General features: G+C 71.8%; 13 protein-coding genes. 10 read left to right on the forward strand and 3 right to left on the reverse strand.

Going from position 1 to position 19,303, the window contains the following annotated elements:
• Positions 1 to 130 precede the first annotated feature (130 nt).
• The 6 genes from AB0E19_RS25555 to AB0E19_RS25580 all read left to right on the forward strand — a co-directional run bounded on the left by AB0E19_RS25555 (position 131) and on the right by AB0E19_RS25580 (position 8,957).
• Complete coding sequence (locus AB0E19_RS25555) at positions 131 to 1,474, forward strand: extracellular solute-binding protein (RefSeq protein WP_362184504.1); 1,344 nt, start codon at positions 131 to 133, stop codon at positions 1,472 to 1,474.
• Positions 1,471 to 2,406 carry a sugar ABC transporter permease gene (locus tag AB0E19_RS25560; RefSeq protein ID WP_362184506.1) on the forward strand — a complete coding sequence of 312 codons (936 nt, stop codon included), beginning with the start codon at positions 1,471 to 1,473 and terminating at the stop codon, positions 2,404 to 2,406. The genes AB0E19_RS25555 and AB0E19_RS25560 overlap by 4 nt, the downstream gene beginning before the upstream one ends.
• A complete protein-coding gene (locus AB0E19_RS25565; RefSeq protein ID WP_362184508.1) occupies positions 2,403 to 3,278 on the forward strand; it encodes a carbohydrate ABC transporter permease in 876 nt (291 codons plus the stop codon). Before AB0E19_RS25560 ends, AB0E19_RS25565 begins: the two co-directional genes overlap by 4 nt.
• 7 nt (positions 3,279 to 3,285) lie before the next feature.
• Positions 3,286 to 5,040, forward strand: a complete 1,755-nt coding sequence (locus AB0E19_RS25570) for a glycoside hydrolase family 36 protein (protein WP_362184510.1) — start codon at positions 3,286 to 3,288, stop codon at positions 5,038 to 5,040.
• 22 nt (positions 5,041 to 5,062) lie between these two features.
• On the forward strand, positions 5,063 to 6,061 hold the full coding sequence (locus AB0E19_RS25575; protein ID WP_362184512.1) for a LacI family DNA-binding transcriptional regulator: 999 nt from the start codon (positions 5,063 to 5,065) through the stop codon (positions 6,059 to 6,061).
• Between the two features lie 166 nt (positions 6,062 to 6,227).
• The gene (locus AB0E19_RS25580; protein WP_362184514.1) at positions 6,228 to 8,957 is read left to right on the forward strand and encodes a SpoIIE family protein phosphatase; all 2,730 of its coding nucleotides are present in this window, start codon (positions 6,228 to 6,230) and stop codon (positions 8,955 to 8,957) included.
• Between the two features lie 32 nt (positions 8,958 to 8,989).
• Here the strand turns inward: AB0E19_RS25580 and AB0E19_RS25585 are convergent, their stop codons facing one another.
• On the reverse strand, positions 8,990 to 11,164 hold the full coding sequence (locus AB0E19_RS25585) for an alpha-galactosidase (protein WP_362184516.1): 2,175 nt from the start codon (positions 11,162 to 11,164) through the stop codon (positions 8,990 to 8,992).
• Between the two features lie 458 nt (positions 11,165 to 11,622).
• On the opposite strand from AB0E19_RS25585, the gene AB0E19_RS25590 reads away from it, so the two are divergent.
• The 4 genes from AB0E19_RS25590 to AB0E19_RS25605 all read left to right on the forward strand — a co-directional run bounded on the left by AB0E19_RS25590 (position 11,623) and on the right by AB0E19_RS25605 (position 17,315).
• Complete coding sequence (locus tag AB0E19_RS25590; protein ID WP_362184518.1) at positions 11,623 to 13,320, forward strand: hypothetical protein; 1,698 nt, start codon at positions 11,623 to 11,625, stop codon at positions 13,318 to 13,320.
• An 80-nt stretch (positions 13,321 to 13,400) separates the two neighbouring features.
• The gene (locus tag AB0E19_RS25595) at positions 13,401 to 14,417 is read left to right on the forward strand and encodes a phosphotransferase (protein WP_362184520.1); all 1,017 of its coding nucleotides are present in this window, start codon (positions 13,401 to 13,403) and stop codon (positions 14,415 to 14,417) included.
• 61 nt (positions 14,418 to 14,478) lie between these two features.
• Positions 14,479 to 16,500 (forward strand): NPCBM/NEW2 domain-containing protein, encoded by a 2,022-nt coding sequence (locus AB0E19_RS25600; RefSeq protein ID WP_362184522.1) that lies wholly within the window; start codon positions 14,479 to 14,481, stop codon positions 16,498 to 16,500.
• Positions 16,501 to 16,688: 188 nt separating this feature from the next.
• Positions 16,689 to 17,315, forward strand: a complete 627-nt coding sequence (locus tag AB0E19_RS25605) for an ATP-binding protein (RefSeq protein WP_362184524.1) — start codon at positions 16,689 to 16,691, stop codon at positions 17,313 to 17,315.
• A gap of 212 nt (positions 17,316 to 17,527) precedes the next feature.
• Here AB0E19_RS25605 and AB0E19_RS25610 read toward each other — a convergent pair whose 3' ends face one another.
• Together AB0E19_RS25610 and AB0E19_RS25615 are read right to left on the reverse strand one after the other, a co-directional pair.
• The gene (locus tag AB0E19_RS25610; RefSeq protein WP_362184526.1) at positions 17,528 to 18,352 is read right to left on the reverse strand and encodes a carbohydrate ABC transporter permease; all 825 of its coding nucleotides are present in this window, start codon (positions 18,350 to 18,352) and stop codon (positions 17,528 to 17,530) included.
• Positions 18,349 to 19,296, reverse strand: a complete 948-nt coding sequence (locus AB0E19_RS25615) for a sugar ABC transporter permease (protein WP_362184528.1) — start codon at positions 19,294 to 19,296, stop codon at positions 18,349 to 18,351. The genes AB0E19_RS25610 and AB0E19_RS25615 overlap by 4 nt, the downstream gene beginning before the upstream one ends.
• Between the last annotated feature and the right edge of the window lie 7 nt (positions 19,297 to 19,303).

The following is a 19,303-nucleotide window of genomic DNA, read 5'->3' on the forward strand; positions in this document are numbered from 1 at the left end:
TTGTCGGACGTGGCAGTAAACTTTCGATGAAGTCTTGCAAGTGAAGTTGGCTGATTGCTAACGTCCCGTGGCGTCGGCCCGGTGATCGCCGGGGCGTCGATCTGTGAGCAAAGGTGGAAGTGCCATGGACATGAGTCGCCGCAGAGTCCTCAAGGTGGGGGGCGTCGTCGCCGCGGGTGTCGGACTGGGCGGACTCACCGCCTGTTCGGGGACGGGTAGCTCGTCGAGCGGCTCAGGCGCGGCCGGTGACCCGAACAAGGGCGACATCACGGTCTGGAGCTGGGCCGGTCCCGCCGCGGAGATGCGGGCCCTCGTGCCCGCGTTCAACAAGAAGTTCCCGGGCATCAAGGTCACCGTCCAGGACATCGGCAACCCGGCCATCTGGGACAAGATCACCACGGCGATGGCGGCCGGTGGGGCCGGCCTCGCGGACGTCCTCCACATCGGCGTCGACTACCTGCCGGGCTACGTCGAGAAGTTCCCCGGCCAGCTCGCCGACCTCGGCCCCCTCGGCGCGACCGCCCACAAGGGCGCCTTCGCCAGCGGCCTCTGGGAGACCGTCTGTCCGGACGGCAAGAAGGTCAACGCCCTCCCCTGGGAGGCCAACTCGGGTGGTTTCTACTACCGCGCGGACATCTTCGAGAAGGCGGGCGTCGACGTCGCCGCCATCGGCACCTGGAACGACGCCATCGAGGCCGGCAAGAAGATCAAGGCCAAGACCGGCCATACCCTGCTCGGCATCGACAAGCCGGCCTCGCAGGCCGACTCGGCGAACTTCTTCCAGATGCTGCTCCAGCTCCAGGGCACGATGTTCTTCAACCTCGACGGCGAGATCATGCTCGGCTCGCCCGAGGCCGTCCGGGCGATGACGATCATCAAGGACATGAACGACGCCGGCCTCGTCGCCGACATCTCCGGCGGCTGGAACTCCCTCATCAGCTCCATCAAGAAGGGCACCTCCGCGGTCCTCCCCTGGCCCACCTGGTTCGGCGGCATCATCGAGGAGACCGTGCCCGACCAGGCCGGCAAGTGGGGCGTCCGGCTGCCTCCCGCCATCCGCCCCACCGGCACCCAGGCCGCCACCGTGAACTCCACCCACCTCGCGGTCGCGGGCGTCAGCAAGCAGCAGGCCGCCGCCTGGAACTTCGTCGAGTTCGTCCTCACCCGCCCCGAGTCGCAGGTCGCCATCTACAAGGGCAAGGGCATCGCGCCCGCCCTCCTCAAGGCCTACGACGACCCGGTCTTCCACCAGCCGTCGGCGTTCTTCAGAGGCCAGAAGAAGGGCGAGATCTTCTACGACGCCCTCCGCGTCCCGCAGCCGGCCTACAACTACACCGGCGACTACGCCCGCGCCCTCAAGGCCGTCACCGACGCCCAGACCAAGGTCCTCCTCAAGGGCGCCGACCCGGCTACCGCGCTCAACGCCGCCGCCGACCAGCTCGCCAAGCAGACTGGGCGCAAGGTCGTCCGGTGACCCTCGTGAACACCCCGCCGCGCACCCGCAGCGGCGCCACCCCCCGACAGGCGCAGCGCACCCGCCCGCCGCGCCTGTCGGGCCGGCGCCTCGCCCCGTACCTCTTCGTCCTGCCCGCGATCGCCCTGTTCGCGGTGTTCAAGCTCTACCCCATCGGCTGGTCGTTCGTCCTCAGCCTCTTCAAGACCGTGGGCGGCGTCGACACCTTCGTCGGCGGCGAGAACTACAGCCGACTCCTCCAGGACCCCCTGTTCTGGACGGCCCTGAAGAACACCGGCATCATCCTGCTCGTCCAGGTGCCCGTCATGCTGGCCCTGGCCACGGGACTCGCGGTGGCCTTCAACTCGACACTCCTCAAGGGACGCTCGGTCTTCCGCCTCGGCTTCTTCCTGCCGATGGTGACCGGCCTCGTCGCCTACGGCATCGTCTTCTCGGTCCTCCTCAACGAGGAGTACGGCCTCGTCAACTGGGCCCTCTCGCTCGTCGGCGTCGACAACGTCCCCTGGCTGACCGACCCCCTGTGGGCCAAGGTCTCCCTGGGCCTCGCCCTCACCTGGCACTACACCGGCTACAACGCGGTGATCCTGCTCGCCCGGCTCCAGACCATCCCCCGCGAGCTCTACGACGCGGCGTCGGTCGACGGCGCCGGAGCCTGGGGAGCCTTCCGCCACGTCACCCTGCCCGGACTGCGCCCGGCGATCCTGCTCACCACGGTGCTGTCCACCATCGGCACCCTGCAGATCTTCGACGAGCCGTACGTCCTGACCCGCGGCGGACCGGACAACGCCACCCTCACCATCGGCGTGTACCTGTACCAGAACGCCTTCGTCTACTTCGACTTCGGCTACGCCTCGGCCATCGCCTACGCCCTCGCCGTCCTCATCGGCATCCTCGGACTGATCCAGTTCCGCGTCCTGGGAGACAAGAAATGACCACCTCCACGACGAGTCCTCTCCGGACACGGAACCGGGGCAAGCGCCCGCCCACCCGGGCGGGCAGGTCGATCCTGCTGACCTCCGGTCTCGCGATCACCCTCGCCGCCGTCCTCGTCCCCTTCTACTGGCTCATCATCGCCAGCACGCACAGCTCGGGGGAGATCTTCGGCTCGCCGCCGCCCCTCCTGCCCGGCGACCACCTCGACGACAACCTGGCCTCGCTCCAGAACACCGTCTCCTTCGGGCAGGTCGTCCTCAACTCCCTGTTCATCGCGGTCCTCTACACGCTGTGCGCGGGAACGGTCTGCACCCTGGCCGGTTACGCCTTCGCCAAGTACCGCTTCCGGGGCAGCGACGCGCTCTTCGGCGTGCTGATGCTCGGCCTGGTCATCCCCGCGCAGGTCACTCTGGTCCCCCTGTTCAAGCTGATGGCCGACCTGGAATGGCTCAACACCTACCAGGCCGTCATCATGCCCAACCTTGCCCTGCCCTTCGGGATCTTCCTGATGCGCCAGTCGATGGGCGCCCTGCCGGACGAGCTCCTCGACTCCGGCCGGATGGACGGATGCGGAGAGTTCCGGCTCTTCTTCAAGGTGGTCCTGCCGCCGATGAAGCCGGCGCTCGCCGCCCTGGGCATCTTCCTCTTCCTCTTCCAGTGGAACGACTTCATCTGGCCGCTGATCGTCCTGCGCGACAACGCGTCGTTCACCATCCCCGTGGCCCTCGCCTCGCTCCAGGGCGTCGACGACACCGACTACGGCGCCATCCTCACCGGCACCGCCGTCGCGGCGATCCCCATGGCCCTCGTCTTCCTCGCCCTGCAACGCCACTTCGTCTCCGGCCTGCTCGCCGGTGCCGTGAAGGGATGAACCGAACGTGACGACCCTGACCCACGAGGCGGTCACCACCGCCGAGCTCGCCCCCGCCACGTACCGGCCCCTGCTCGACACCGTCGAGATCGCCGTGCTGGCGGGGGAGGAGGAGCCCCGGTGGCACGTCTCCGTCCTGCCCGACGGCCTGCACATGCTGCACGTCGACGGGGACGGCGCGCCGGTGGAGATCCGGCTCTCCCTGCCGCTCGGGGACGCCGCCGGGTACTGGCACCCCAAGGCCGGCTGGAAGCGGACGATCGTCGCCGACTGGGAGGGCCGTTCGACCGTCAGCCTCGTCGACGGCCTCGCCGCCGGCTGCCTCTACGACTACCGGGGCGCCACCCTGCTGACCTTCGGCACCGCCGACCCGGTGCCCGAGGTCTCCCTCCTCTGGGGCGTCTCGGAGGAGAACGACACCTACGTCGTCCACCTCCACCTCCCCGCCTCGGCGGGACCGCAGCGCTTCGTCTTCGTGCCCCGCCGGCCGACGGTCGCCACGGCCCTCGGCGAGCTGCGCCGCTGGTACGAGGACGCCATGCCGGCCATGCCCGTACCCGATGCGGCACGCCTTCCCCTGTACTGCACCTGGTACGCCTTCAACCAGCAGATCGAGGCCGCCACCGTCGAGCAGCAGGCCGAGCTGGCCGCCGACATCGGCTTCGGCGCGATGATCCTCGACGACGGCTGGCAGCGGTTCGGCAGCGGTCGCGGCTACGCGGGCGTGGGCGACTGGATCCCCGACGAGGAGAAGTTCCCCGACTTCGCGGCCCACGTGGCACGCGTGCGGGAGACCGGGCTGAGCTACCTCGCCTGGATCGCCCCGCTGCTCCTCGGCCCCAAGGCCGACTGCTACGACCGGTGGGCGACCTCCGCCCCCCGCGCCTCCGGCGTACCCGGGGCGCACGTCCTCGACCCCCGCCACCCGGAGGTCCGCGCCCACCTCGTCGACACCTGCGTGCGGGTCGTCCGCGACTACGGCCTCGACGGGCTGAAGGTCGACTTCCTCAACGAGGCCATGGTCTACGCGGGCGACGGACACGGCGACGTCGGCCAGGCCCTCACCCTGCTCCTCGCCGAACTGCGCGCGGGCCTCGAAGCCGTCCGGCCCGGACTGCTCCTGGAGCTGCGCCAGCCGTACGTGGGTCCGGGGATGGTCTCCTACGGCAACATGCTGCGCTCCTTCGACTGCCCGGCCGACTCCGTGGCCAACCGGGTCCGCACCATCGACACCGGTCTGCTCGCGGTCGGCGGGGCCGTCCACTCCGATCCGCTGCTGTGGAACACCGGCGCTCCCGTCGAGTCCGCGGCCCGTCAGCTCATCGGCACGCTCCACTCCGTCCCCCAGGTCTCCGTCCGGCTCGACGCCCTCCCCGAGGACCACGTCGATGCCCTGCGCTTCTGGCTCGCCACCTGGCGACTTCTCAGGCCGCAGCTGCTCGACGGCACCGTCGAGCCCGGCCGGCCGGACGAGCTCTACACCCTCGTGAGTTCGGAGTCGGACGGCGTGAACGTGACCACCGTCCACGCCGACCGTCCCGTGCCGGTGCGCCCGGCCGGCCTGGCCCGCACCGTGCTGGTCAACGGGACCGCCGAGGACCGGCTCGTCGTGGACGTCGTGGACGCCGGAGCCACGGTGGAGATCGAGGTGCGCGGCCCCGACGGCCGTATGATCGAGCACTACCGCACCGAGCTCACGACCGGCCTGCACCGCCTGCCGGTGCCGCGCATGGGTCTGGGATCGATCAGGAACACCGCGTGACACGTGAGTCGGAGGGAAGCGCATGAAGGTCGGCATCGTCGAGGTCGCGGCACGCGCGGGAGTCAGCGAGGCCACCGTCAGCCGTGTCATCAACCGGCGCCAGGGAGTGGCCAAGAAGACCCGTGACGCGGTCGAGACCGCGATGGCGGAGCTCGGCTACGAGCGTCCGGTGCAGGGACAGCTCGTCGCCCTCGTCACCGAACACGTGTCCAACCCGTTCTTCGCGGACGTGGCCGAGCGGATCGAGGCGGCGCTCGCCCCCCACGGACTGAAGACCGTGCTCTGCCCGGCGTTCCCGGGGGGCGTGCAGGAGCCGGAGTACATCAGCGCGATCGTGGACAAGGGGATCGCGGCCGTCGTCTTCCTCTCCTCGTCGAACACCGTCGAAGGCGCGGACATCGAGCCGTACGAACTCCTCCGTGCCCGCCGCATCCCCTACATCGGGGTGAACGGCGTCTTCGCCGACGGCGTGGCCGTGCCGGTGTACTCGACCGACGACACGCTCGCCGCCGAGCTGGCGGTGGACCACCTGTACCGGCTGGGACACCGGGCCATCGGAATGGCCTCGGGGCCCAGCGGCAACCACCCCGCCGACCGGCGCGTCCAGGGCTTCCTCGACGCCATGGCGAAGCGCGGGATCGAAGACGCGGAGCGGCTGGTCATCCGGCAGTCGTACACCGTGGAGGGAGGACAGGCGGCCGCCCAGACGCTGCTGGGCCTCGGCGCCACGGCGATCGTCGCGGCGAGCGACTACATGGCGCTCGGCGCGATCCGGGGGATCCGCCGCCAGGGCCGCTCGGTCCCGGAGGACGTGTCCGTCGTCGGCTACGACGGTTCGATGATCACCGAGTTCGTCGACCCGCCGCTCACCACGGTGCGCCAGCCGGCCGACCGGCTGGCGCTCGAAGTGGGCCGCAGCGTCCTGGCCCTGGTCAGCAACCGCGAGGTACCGGTGGGAGAGCTCCTCTTCGACCCGGAGCTGATCATCCGCTCCACCACGGCGCCGGCCCCGCGGCCGTGAGTGGTCCGCCGTGCCGCCGCCGGACCCCGTCCGGCGGCGGCACGGCACCCGCCCGCCCCTCCTTCCGGGGATGACCTTCACGCGCGCCTCTGAACCGGTTCGTACGGTGATCGGTACCGTGCCCGGGTACATCCAAGTACCGGGTGCCTGCCGGAGGTGCGGAAACGTGCGGTCGACCCCTCGTCATGCGGCCGCCGGCGTCCGGCGGCGACTCACCCCCTCCAGCGTCGCCGGACAGGTGCTGCTCCAGCAGGTCCTGCTCGTGACGGTCCTCGTGGTGGCCGCCGCGGCGGCCGTCTTCCTCCAGGCCCGGCACGACGCCACCCAGGACGCGTACGACCGGTCCCTCTCCGTCGCCGAGACCTTCGCCCACGCTCCCGGCACCCGCACGGCCATGGAGTCGCGGAACCCCTCGGCGCTCCTCCAGCCGAGCGCCGAGGCGACCCGGCGGACGGCCGGCGTCACCTACGTCGTGGCGTTCGATCCCGACGGCATCCGGTGGAGCCACCCCGATCCGAGCCTCATCGGCGGCCACGTCTCGGGGGAGTTCGCGCCCGCCCTCGGCGGCGAGCCCTTCCAGGAGACCTTCGACAGCACCCTGTTCGGCCGGGCCGTCGACACCACCGTCGCCGTCCTCGACGACACGGGCACCCCCGTGGGCCTCGTCTCCGTCGGCATCACCGTCCGCAGCGTCCAGGGAGCCGTGACCCGCCAGCTGCCCCTGCTGCTCGGAGCGGCGGCGATCGCGCTGGTCCTCGCCGTCGCCGGGACGACCCTGGTCACCCGGCGGCTCCGTCACCAGACCCACGGCCTGGGGCCCGCAGAGATGACCCGGATGTACGAGCACCACGACGCCGTCCTGCACGCGGTACGGGAGGGCGTCGTCATCGTGCGCGACGACGGCCGACTCGTCCTCGTCAACGACGAGGCCCGGAAGCTCCTCGCCCTCGCCCCCGACGCCGGCGGCGACGTACGCGACCTCGGACTGCCACCCGACCTGGCGGCCCTCCTCGCCTCGGGCGCCATGACCGACGACGACGTACGGCTCATCGGTGACCGGCTCGTCTCCGTCAACCAGCGGCCCATCGAGACGGCCGGCTCGTCCGGCAGCGTCGCCACCCTGCGCGACACCACCGAACTGCGCGCCGTCTCCGCCCGCGCCGACGCGGCCCTCGGCCGACTGAGCCTCCTCTACGACGCCGGCGTGCACATCGGCACCACCCTCGACGTGGTTCGCACCGCGGAGGAACTCGCGGCGGTCGCCGTTCCCCGCTTCGCCGACTTCGTCACCGTCGAGCTGCTCGAACCCGTCCTGTCCGGCGACGAACCGGAGGACGGTGCCCGGATGCGCCGGGTCGCCTCCGTAGGCGTCCACGACGACCACCCGCTCTACCCGGTCGGCACGGAACTCACCTCCATGCCCGGCAGCCCCGAGACGGAGGGCATCGGCCGCGAGGGGGCCGCCCTCCTGGCGGACCTCACCGCGGCGGATGCCTGGCACGCCCAGGACCCGGAGCGCGCCGGGAGAGTCCTGGCCTACGGCATCCACTCCCTGGTGTCGGTTCCCCTGCGAGCGCGCGGCGTCCTGCTGGGCTGCGCGGACTTCTGGCGTTCGGACAAAGAACGGTTCGGAGCGGAGGACGTGGCGTTCGCGGAGGAGCTGGCGGCCCGCGCCGCGCTCTCCATCGACAACGCCCGCCGCTACACCCGCGAGCACACCGTCGCGGTGGCCCTCCAGCGCAGCCTGCTGCCGCGCGCGCCACGGCGGCACGCGGCCCTGGAACTCTCCCACCGCTACGTCCCCTCCGCATCCGGCGTCCGGGGCGACTGGTTCGACGTCATCCCGCTCTCCGGTGCCCGGGTCGCGCTCGTCGTCGGCGACGTCGTGGGCTACGGCCTGCATGCCGTGGCCACGATGGGCCGGCTCCGTACCGCCGTCCGCAACTTCTCCGCCCTCGACCTGGCCCCCGACGAACTCCTCGCCCACCTCGACGAACTCGTCGCCCGCACCGACGAGGAGACGTCCGAGGACGGGGACAGCGAGGGAGCGGGGCCGCTCCTCACCGGCGCCACCTGCCTGTACGCCGTCTACGACCGCGTCGGCGGCGTCTGCACGCTCGCCACCGCGGGTCACCCCGCCCCGCTCGTGGTGGCGTCGGACGGTACGGCGCATCAGGCTGACGTGCCGGTGTCCCCGCCGCTCGGGGCGGGCGGAGGAGTCCCCTTCGAGACCACGGCCTTCCCCGTCGCGGAAGGCAGCGCCCTCGCGCTCTTCACGGACGGCCTCGTCGCGGACCGTACCCGGGACATCGGCGCCGGCGTCGTCCTGCTGACCGCCGCCCTCGCCCAGGCCGGCCCCGACCCCGAGGCCGGCTGCGACGCCGCCGTGGAGCGGCTGGTGCCGGCACGGCCCGCCGACGACGTCACGCTGCTCATCGCCCGGACCCGGCTCGTCGACCGCGACCGCGTCGCCGAATGGGACATCCCGGATGATCCGGCGGAGGTCGCCCCCATCCGCCGCGACGTGGCGCGGCGGCTCGCGGACTGGGGCCTGGAAGACCTCTCGTACGGCACCGAACTGATCGTCAGCGAACTCGTCACCAACGCGATCCGCTACGGCAGACAGCCCGCCCGCCTCCGGTTGATCCACGAGGGTGCCGTCCTGACCTGCGAGGTCACCGACGGCAGCAGTACCGCCCCGCACCTGCGCCGGGCGGCTCCAGGAGACGAGGGCGGCCGGGGCCTCTTCCTGGTGGCGCAGTTCGCCCACCGCTGGGGCACCCGGTATCTGGACCGGGGCAAGACCATCTGGACCGAGCAGGCCGTCACGGCCGCCGCGCCCACTGTGGACCTGTCCGAGGAGGATCTGCTGGGCCAGTGGCCCGACGACTTCTGAGCCGGGCGGCGCGGGCGGGCCCATGCCGCCGGTCACGCGAGGCGTTCGACGTGGACGAGGACCGACTGCTCGGGGTGGAGCGTCGGGACCTGGAGGCCGATCCGGGTGAGGGCGGAACCGGGCGCTTCGAAGCCCTTCTCGGTCCACCAGGCCGGTGCGACGAAACCGGCCGGCGGACCGCCGACGCTCAGCGGACGGACCCGGTAGCGGGCATCCGGGTCCAGGCCGGACAGGCGGGCGTGCGGAGGGGCGCCGGTGGCGCACCAGGTCAGGGAAGTGAAGGTGTAGAGGGCCTCCGAACCGTCCTGGGCGACGACGCCGTGGCTCCAGATGCCGTCGGCCGGATCCGGGCCGCGCCACACCCGTCCGGTGTGGAGGAGCTCGCGGTGCGTGCGGTGGAGGGCGATCCACCCGGCCAGCTCCGCCCGCTCCCCGGGTGTGGCCGAGGTCAGGTCCCACTCGACGCCGAAGTGGCCGAAGAAGGCGCTCGCGGCGCGGAAGGACAGGCTGTGACGACGGCTCGTCGTGTGTGAGTGGGGCGAGGCGACATGGGCGCCCATCAGCTCGGGCGGGAGCAGTTGTCCGGTCCAGCGCATCAGCCGCTGACGCTCCAGGGGGTCGCTGACGTCCGACACCCACACCCGGTCGGTGACCTCCATGATCCCGAGGTCGATCCGGCCGCCGCCGGCCGCGCAGCTCTCGATCTCCAGACCGGGGCGGGCGGCCCTGACCTGCGCCATCAGCTGGTACACGGCCAGGGTCTGCGCGTGCTCGGACGGGACGCCGCCGAGCGGGCGGAGCCCCGCCTCCACGTGATCCCGGTTGTGGTCCCACTTGAGGTAGCCGACGTCGTACTCCTCCAAGAGGGCGAGTAGCTGGCGGAGCACGGTGTCGTAGCACTCGGGGATCGAGAGGTTCAGAACGTGCTGGGAGCGTTGCTCCACGGGCAATTCGGTCCGTGCGGCCATGATCCACTCTGGATGGGTGCGTGCCAGGTCGGAGTCGGGGTTGACCATCTCGGGCTCCACCCAGAGGCCGAACTCCATGCCGTGGGCGTGGACCGCGTCGACGAGCGGGTGGAGGCCGTCGGGCCACACGTCCTCGGAGACCGTCCAGTCGCCGAGACCTGCCCGGGAGTCGCGCCGGGCGCCGAACCACCCGTCGTCCAGGACGAAGCGCTCGACGCCGATCTCTCCGGCCAGCCGGGCCAGTTCCAGGAGCTTGTCGTGGTCGTGCTCGAAGTAGACGGCCTCCCAGGTGTTCAGCGTGACCGGACGGGGGGAGGCGACGTGCCCGGGGCGGGCGCGCAGGTGGTCGTGGAAGCGGTGGGCCACCCGGTCCAGGCCCTCGCCGTACGCGGCGTACACCCAGGGCCCGGTGTGCGCCTCACCGGTCTCCAGCCGGATCTCGCCCGGCAGGAGGAGCTCTCCGCCGCCGAGCAGCGCGAGCCCGGTGCTGTCCCGCTCCGCCACGTGGCGGTGGTTTCCGCTCCACGCCACGTGGACCGCCCAGGTCTCGCCGTGGGCGAAGCCGCTGCCGGGCTCCGTGGCGTGCAGGACGTAGGCGGAGTCAAGGCCGGTACGGCCCCGGCGGTTCTCCCGTACGTGGGAGCCGACGCCGAATCCGTGGCGCTGGACCTGGCGTTCCATGCCCCAGCGTCCGGAGAAGTCGATCAGCTCGGTCGCGCGCGTCGGCACCGGCAGGTAGAGGGAGAGTTCCGCGAGGTCGTAGGCGGCGCCCTCGTTCTCGACGCGGCCCCTGGCCCGTACCAGCCCGGACGCCAGCATCTCGACGGTGAGCACGAGGCGGAGCCGGGCCTCCGGGTCGACGGCCGTGATCTCGGCGATCGCGGGACCGGCCTCCTCGTACCCCGTCACCTCCGTCCCGTCCAGACGGACGGAGGACACCGTGAATGCCGGGGACCAGTCGCGTCCCCCGCGCGAGCCCACCAGGCCGGGGCGGCCCATCCACCCGGTCCACGGCTCGGGCACCAGGGACGCCGGCCCGGTGTCCAGCTCGCCGGGCAGCCGCCCGGTGACGGCGGCGGCCAGACAGGCGGCGCGGGCCGCGGACCCGTCCAGCGGCCCCAGGTCCGCCCCCCAGTGCCGGACGAGCGGGAGCCGGCCGGGAGGCGATTCCAACAGGAGCGAACATCCTGACGACCGGAAGTGGAGCACGATCGGGGCGGCGGCGAGCTGGTCGCTCACAGGTCTCCTCGCGGGATGGATGGGTACAAGGCGCCGCCCAGTTGTAGCGCACTGGCAAGGCGTTCGGTGTCCGCCTCCAGACAGTGGCGAGGATGGGCGCGGATGTCGGCGCACGTCCTTGACGTGAGGCCCGAGAGGGCGGAAACATGCGGGCCGCGTGTTCGTTCTCGTCACATTATGTTCATCGTTGTTGCCTGGTCCGTGTGACCGGTCCCGGTCGGGAGTGAGTCCGGATCCGGTGGTCCCGCGCAGGGCACGGCACGGCGATCCGCGGGGCGAGACACGCCAGGGGACGGACGGCCGCCGACACAACCGGCTACCGGCTCCGTCCCGCCGCCGCCCGCCGGGCGGGCACACACCTGTCCGCCCGGCGGCCCGGCACCCCGCACCGACGAACCACCCGCGACGGCTGCCCCGTCGCCCCGTCCCCACCAGACCGCGAAGAAAGGAAGGCGCGCATGCGCTTCCGTCGCCTCGCGCTGAGCACCGCCGTGGCCGGCCTGCTGTTCGGCCCGGTCACGCCAGTACTCGCCGCACCCGGCGCACCGACCCTCACCGGAACCGAATCCCGCGACTGTGCGCCGATATCCCCGCAGTCGCCCGAGGACGCTCACCACGACGACAGCTGTCTCGCCGTCGCCGTCGCCCTCGCCGACCTCCCCGAGGTCGGCGAAGAGACGGAGGTGACCGTCCAGGTCCGCACCACCGCGACCCAGGACGCCCTCGACCTCGAACTCCTCCTCCCCGCCCACCTCGCATGGGTCCAGGCCCCGGAAGGGTTCGACGTGACCACCGCGGCCTCCACGATTCCCGTGGAAGGCGGCGAGGTCCACCGCGCCCGGGGCAGCCGCACCGTCGCCGCCGACGCCCCGCTGACGCTCACCGGCCGGGTCCGGGCGGTCGCCGAGGGGCCGGCGGAGATCCGGGCCACGGCGACGGCGGACAAAGCCGTCGACACCGCGTCCGGCAGCAGCTTCCTGACCCTGGACGGCGCGAACTCCACCGAGGGCATCGCGGTCCGCACGGTGAACGCCGTGGCCGTGACCGACTCCCCGTCGACGCGGGCCAGCTTGCTCTGGGCCCACAAGCCCGTCGCCGCCCCGACGGCCCCGGCCCAGCCCGGCAAGGGCCAGGCGTGCGTCAAGGGCAGCTGGAACTACGTCGAGCACACCGGCTACACCCGCGTCTCCGCCAACGCCGGCGTGAGCGCGTACGACGCCGACCCCAACGGCGAGGACGAGCTCCTGGCCACCGGCCTCACCGACGAGTACGGCCGCTACCGGCTGTGCTTCGACAACCAGGATCCCGGCGACCGCACCCAGGACGTCTTCGTCCGGTTCGCGACCGAGAACGTCCACTGGAAGATCCAGGCCAACCGCACCAAGGCCGCCTACCATTTCGACACCGGCATCCGGAGCAACGTCAAGACCGGGCAGACCGTCGACCTCGGCGCCGTACAGCCCGCCGCTCCTGAACTGATGCGGGCCGTCCAGGCCTTCGACACCCTCGGCACCGCCTGGAACTTCACCCCCGGCGACTGCTGGGACGACCGGGACGCCACGTGCCGCCAGGGCGCCGTCAACTGGGAGCCCGACTCCACCACCTGCTGCTACGCCAACCTGCAGGAGGACGCCTCCTACATCGGTGGCAGCACCCCCGACACGGCCGTCGTCACCCTCCACGAGTTCGGCCACTCCCTCATGGACGACGTCTACGACGACTGGTGGCCCGACACCCCGAACTGCTCTCCGCACATCATGCACAAGGTCAGCTCGGCCGGCTGCGCCTGGACGGAGGGGTGGGCGACCTACTTCGCCGGAACGGTCCTTCAGGACCCGTACTTCCGCTGGGGAGACGGCCGTCTGCTCGACTACGAGAACGCCACCTGGGGAACCGTCGAACCAGGCCGCGCCTGGGAGAACGGCGACGCCGTCGAAGGCCGCGTGACCGGTGCCCTCCACGACCTGTCGGACGCCAGCACCCACGAATCCGGCGACAAGTTCGCCGAGGACCCGCGTGGACCGCTGTGGACCACCTTCCTCGACCACCGGTCCTCCAGCTTCCGGGACTTCTGGAACCAGCGCGCCGCCGCCGGCTACGACGTCGGCCCGGCGGCCCTCAACGCCCTCTACTACAACACCATCGACTACCGCTGACCCCGGTCCGCGCCCCCCGGCACCCGCCGCGGGGCGCGGACCACGGCGGCACGGCCCACCGGCGAGGAATCGACACGAACGTGGAACCCCATACGACGCTGAAGGAACGCCTGGCACGGGCGGTCCGGTCCGCCACCGGCGGCGGACGACGCCTCGACGCCGTCGAGCGGATGCGGGGCGGCAGCAAGAAGGGCGTCTACCGGCTCCGGCTGGACGACATGACGACCCAGGTCGCCTACGTGTGGGACGAAGCCGAGAACTACTGGCCGGCCGCGGACGGGGACGACGACATCACCGACCCGTTCTCGCCAGGGCTCGGCAGCGGCCTGTTCCTGGCCGCGCACACACGACTTGAGGCACTGGGGGTCCGCGTCCCGAGGCTTCGCCATGTCGACACCGCCGCCGAAGCCGCCGGCGGCGTCGACCGCACGGCCCCCGGAGCCTCCGGCCTCGTGATCGTCGAGGACGTCCGGGGCGAGACCCTCCAGACCCTGCTCGGCCGCGACCCGCACGGGGCCGTGGAGGTCATGGGCCGGCTCCGCCAGGCGCTCGACGCGATGGGACGACACCGGGCACCCGCGTACGGCAAGGTGGCCGTCGTGGAGGCCGGGGGCCGATCCCGCGGCACCTCGTGCGAGGCGGTGGTCCTCGACCGCGCACTGCGGGACCTCGCCGAGGCGGCCTCGCGCCTCCCGGAGATCGACCAGGACCGTGAGCGCCTGGACGAACGCCTGCGCACCCTGCGCGGGGCGGTACCGCCCCGGGCCGAGTACGGCCTCGTCCACGGCGAACTGGGCTCTGACCACGTCCTCGTCGACACCGACGGGGCACCCGTGCTCATCGACCTCGAAGGCTGCATGTACTTCGACGCCGAATGGGAACACGACTACCTCCGGCTGCGCTTCGACGAGGCGTACCGGCACCTCCACGCGGAAGGCCTCGACGAGCACCGGCTCACCTTCTACCGGCTGGCGCAGGCCCTCTCCCTCACCGCGGGCCCCCTCCGCCTGCTCGACGGGGACTTCCCCGACCGGGCGTTCATGGAAGGCATCGCCGCGCACAACGCCGAGCGAGCGCTCTCCTTCGCCCGGGCATGACGTCCCGCGCTCCCCGGCGGGTTCCCGACCACACACGACACGAGCCAAGGAGAACGCAACGATGCGTGACCTTTCCCCGCCCGCTCCCCGCGCACGCGGAGCACTCGGCGTGGCGGCAGCGGTGCTCATGGCCGCCGCCACGCTGGCGGCCCCGGCCCATGCGGCCGCCGCCCCCGCCGGCGGAACGGCCGAGGCGGCCGTCACCGCCCCGGCACCCCCCATGGGCTTCACCAACCGCGACTCGACACGCTGCCGCGCCGAGTTCGACGAGGCCTACGTCAAGAAGATCGCCGACATCCTCGTCGCCAAGGGCCTGAAGGACGCCGGATACACGTACGTCAATCTCGACGACTGCTGGGCCAGGCCCGCGCGGGACGACCAGGGCAGGCTGGTCCCCGACCCCGTCCGCTTCCCGAACGGCATCAAGGCCCTCGCCGACCACGTCCACGCCAAGGGCCTGAAGTTCGGACTCCTCGCCGGAGCGGGCGCCCGGACCTGCGACCCCGCCGGCTTCCCGGGCTCCCTCGGCCACGAGGCCGGTGACGCACGGCAGTTCGCCGACTGGGGCGTCGACCACCTGACGTACGCCGACTGCGGCGGAGGCGGCGACGCCGAGCAGCGGTACGCCGCGATGAGCGACGCCCTCCGCGCCACCGGCCGGCCCGTCGTCCTCACCGTCGCCGACCAGGGCGCGAACCGTTCCTGGGAATGGGACGGCGACGTCGCCCAGGTCCGGCGCACCACCGGCGCCGGCACCGACGGCTGGGGGAGCGTCCTGGCCCGCGTCAAGCAGAACCTGCCGCTCGCCGCACACACCGGGCCGGGCCGCTGGAACGACCCGGACGCCCTCCACGTCGGCGGCTACGGCATGACCGAGACCCAGTACCGGACCCAGTTCTCCCTCTGGTCCGTCATGGCGGCCCCGCTGGTCATCGGCTCGGACCTGCGCAAGCTGGACGCCGTCTCGGCCGAGATCCTCACCAACCGCGAGGTGATCGCCGTCGACCAGGACCCCAGGGGGAAGCCGGGTGAGGTCGTCGCCTCCGACGCGGGCCGCTGGGTGATCTCCAAGGAGCTGGCCGACGGCAGCCGGGCGGTCGCCCTGTTCAACGAGACGAACCGGCCCCGGCACATCGCGACCACGGCCGGGGCGGTGGGCCTGCCGGCCGCGAGCGGCTACAAGGCGCGCGACCTGTGGACGGCTCTGGAGAAAGGCACGTCGGGAACGATCGCGGCGACGGTGCCCGCCCACGGGACCGTCCTTCTGAAGGTGTCGGCCGACCGGGAATGGTCGCAGCTCCCGCCGCTGCTCGACACCACCATCTCCGGTGACGCGGTGGCCCGCCCCGGCACCACCCAGCGGGTCGCCTCCGCGGTCACGAACCACGGCGGCGCCGCGACCGGGACGGTGACCCTCACGCTCACCGGCGGGGACGGCTGGACCGCGCAGCCCGTGACGGCGGCCTCCACCGACCGTTTGAAGGCCGGCGCCACGCTCGGCACGGAATGGGACGTCACCGTCCCGGCCGGCGCGACGGGCCGCCACGAACTCACCCTCACCACGAAGTACCGCTCCCGTGACGGGCTGACCTTCACCAGCGCGATCCCGGTGCCCGTACTCGTCGGCGTCACCCGTCCTCCGGCGGGCGAGTCCTACCTCGGTGACCAGGCCCCGCTCGCCGCGACCAACGGCTGGGGACCGGTGGAGAAGGACCTCAGCAACGGCGAGTCCAACGCCGGCGACGGCAGCCCGATCACCATCAACGGCACGGTCTTCGCCAAGGGACTCGGCGTGAACTCGCCCAGTTCCGTCGAGTACTACACCGCCGGTCGGTGCACCCGGGTGACCGCCCAGGTCGGCCTCGACGACGAGGCGGGCACGCAGGGCACGGTGACCTTCGAGATCTGGGCCGACCACCAGCAGGTGGCGTCCATCCCGAAGATGACCAACGCCGACGCGGCACGGTCGCTCACCGCCGACGTCAGCACCGCCGAAACCGTCCGCCTGGTGGTCACCGACGGCGGCGACGGCGCGGCGTACGACCACGCGGACTGGGCGGACCTGAAGATCACCTGCGCCTGACGCCGACCGGCACGCGCACAGCGTGACCGAATGGTCACACCTGGTGCCCCGCGGCTGCCGAGCCGCGGGGCACCACATGGTGGGGCGTTTTCTAGGTATCCCCAAGGTTCGGGGTCCGTATTGTTCCGCGACGGTCCGATACCGACCGTGGAAAGCGGGGGACACGCATCTCACCGCAGGAGATTCCGATGAGCAGCACCGACCTCGACCGTCCGGCCGCCCCCGAAGACGGGGCGCGGGTGGCCACAGGCCATGAACCGGGCGCTTTCGACGTCTCCCGTCCCGCGCGTTCTGGCCCCAGGGCGGTCGCCCCCTTCTGGGGGCTGCTCCGCTGCCACTCCTTCGACGTGCGTGACGGCGCTCCTGTCCCCCCGCCCGCCTCTCCCCGTGCTCCTGCCCGGCCCGCCCCCTCCCACAGGACCGAGAGCCACAGCCTCCCCCTGGCGCAGGGGGACGACCCCATCGCCGGGCTGCGCAACTGGGTCACCGGCCACCTGCGCCGGTGGAGGCTGGGACACCTGGCCGACGACTTCCGGCTCATCGCCACCGAGCTGGCGACCAACGCCGCCCGGCACGGTCACACCCCCGCTAGGGTCACCCTGACCCGGTTGCCCGGCGCGTACGTCCGGATCGGCGTCACGGACGCGGGCCCGGGATTCGACCCGGAGCACATCAGGACCTCCTGGGGCTCGGCCGACGGTCTCGAGGACTGCCATGGCCGCGGCCTGATGCTCGTCGACGCCCTGAGCACGAGCTGGGGTGCCGACCGCCTGGCCCTCGGCCAGCGGGTCTGGGCCGAGTGCGCCGCCCGCTGATCCGTCGGTCCCGGTCAGTGGGCGGCGCCCGCCCACCCGGCGTCCCGGTCCACGCCGGACCGGCGCGTCGTGGCTTCTCCACCCGTGCTCGGCGGGCCGTGGGCTGCCCGCCCCCGCCTGACGGCGCGTGCCTGAGAGAGCCGTCCGCCGGTGCTTCGGCGTGTGGCAGAGGGGCCGTCCGGGATTCCGGCCGGCCCCTCTGCCCGCGTCCGCTACTCCTTCACCGCGCCGCCCGTCAGTCCGCTCACGAAGAAGCGCTGGAGGAAGACGAAGCAGAGCACGACGGGGACGGCGGCCATGACGGAGCCCGCCATGAGGAGGTCCCAGCGGGGGTCGAACTGGTTCTGGAAGCGGGCCAGTCCGACGGGCAGGGTGCGCAGCAGCTCGTCGTTGGTGACGAGTGAGGGCCAGGCGAACTCGCCCCACGTCCACATGAACTTCAGCGCCGCCACCGTGCCGAGCGCCGGCCACGAGCTCGGCAGCAGGATGCTCCACAGGGTGCGGAGGCGTCCGGCGCCGTCGATGGCGGCCGCCTCGTCCAGCTGGATCGGCAGCGTGACGAAGTGCTGCCGGAGCAGGAAGATGCCGGTGGGGCTGGCGAGGAACGGGATGATCATCGCCCAGTAGGTGTCGATCCAGTTCAGGTCCCGCATGACCAGGTACAGCGGCACGAGGATGACCTGGGTGGGGATCATCAGGGTGGCGAGGATGAGCGTGAGCACCGCCTGCCGCCCGCGGAACCTGATCCGGCTGAGACCGTACGCGGCCAGAGTGTCGAAGACGAGGTTGCCCGCGACGACCGCCGCGGCCACGATCACCGAGTTCATGAACCACTGCCAGAACGGGAAGCGGTTCAGCACCTCCGCGTACGCGTCCAGGGACACCGAGCCCGGTATCAGGCTCGCGTCGGTCCCCAGCAGCTCCTCCATGGGCTGGAGCGAGGTGACGACCATCCACAGGACGGGCAGGCCCGCGAAGACGCTGATCAGGACGAGCCAGAGGGTGCGGGGCAGCCCGCTCGCGCGACTCTTCGTCATGACTCCTCCCGGGAGGTCAGGCGCAGCCGGATCAGCGTGATGAGGAGGAGGATCACGAACAGCACCACGGAGGCGGCCGACGCGACGCCGACGTCGGTGAGGAGCTTGGTGTAGATGAACGTGACCACCGTGAGCGTCGCCGTGCCCGGTCCGCCCTCGGTCATCACCCACACCTGGTCGAAGACCTTGAAGGAGTTGAAGACCAGGAGCAGGAACACGGCGGCTCCCGCGGGTCGGAGCATGGGCAGGGTGACGGAGCGGAACTGCCGCCACGGGCCGGCGCGGTCGATCGTCGCCGCCTCGTAGAGTTCGGCGGGGATGCGCTGGAGGCCGCCCAGGAGGATCAGCGCGTAGATGCCGAAGTCCTTCCAGATGCTGACCACCGCGACGGCCGGGAGGGCGAGGTCGTTGTCGAACAGCCAGCGGGCGCCGTCCACGCCGACCAGGGCGATCAGGTTGTTGATGAGGCCGTGGTCGGGCTCGTAGAGCCACTTCCAGATCAGGCCTGCCACGACCATGGGGATGACCGCGGGCAGGACGGTAATGGTGCGGATGATGCGCGCGGAGCGCAGCTCGCGGTTGGCCGCCATGGCGGTCGCGAGGGCGAGCGTGTAGGTGCCGATCAGGGTGATGACCGTGAACACCAGGGTGTTGAACAGGCTCTCCCGGAAGGTGCCGGCCGACAGGATCGTCTCGTAGTTCTCCGTGCCCACGAACTGCCGGGGACCCAGCATGTTCCACCGGTCGGTGCTGAGCAGCATCGACTGCACCATGGGGTAGAACGTGAAGCCGAGGATGACCAGCAGGGCGGGGGCGACGGAGAGCCACCCGGCGAGCGCCCCGGTCGGCCTGCGCCGTCGGGTGCGCCCGGTGCCCCGGGCGCGGTCGGTACCGCGCCCGGAGTCCGTGGAGAGCTTCGGGGGAAGCTCCGTAGAGGTGTTCATGAGGTGA

The organism is Streptomyces sp. NPDC047974, assembly GCF_040653375.1.
Classification (GTDB): domain Bacteria; phylum Actinomycetota; class Actinomycetes; order Streptomycetales; family Streptomycetaceae; genus Streptomyces.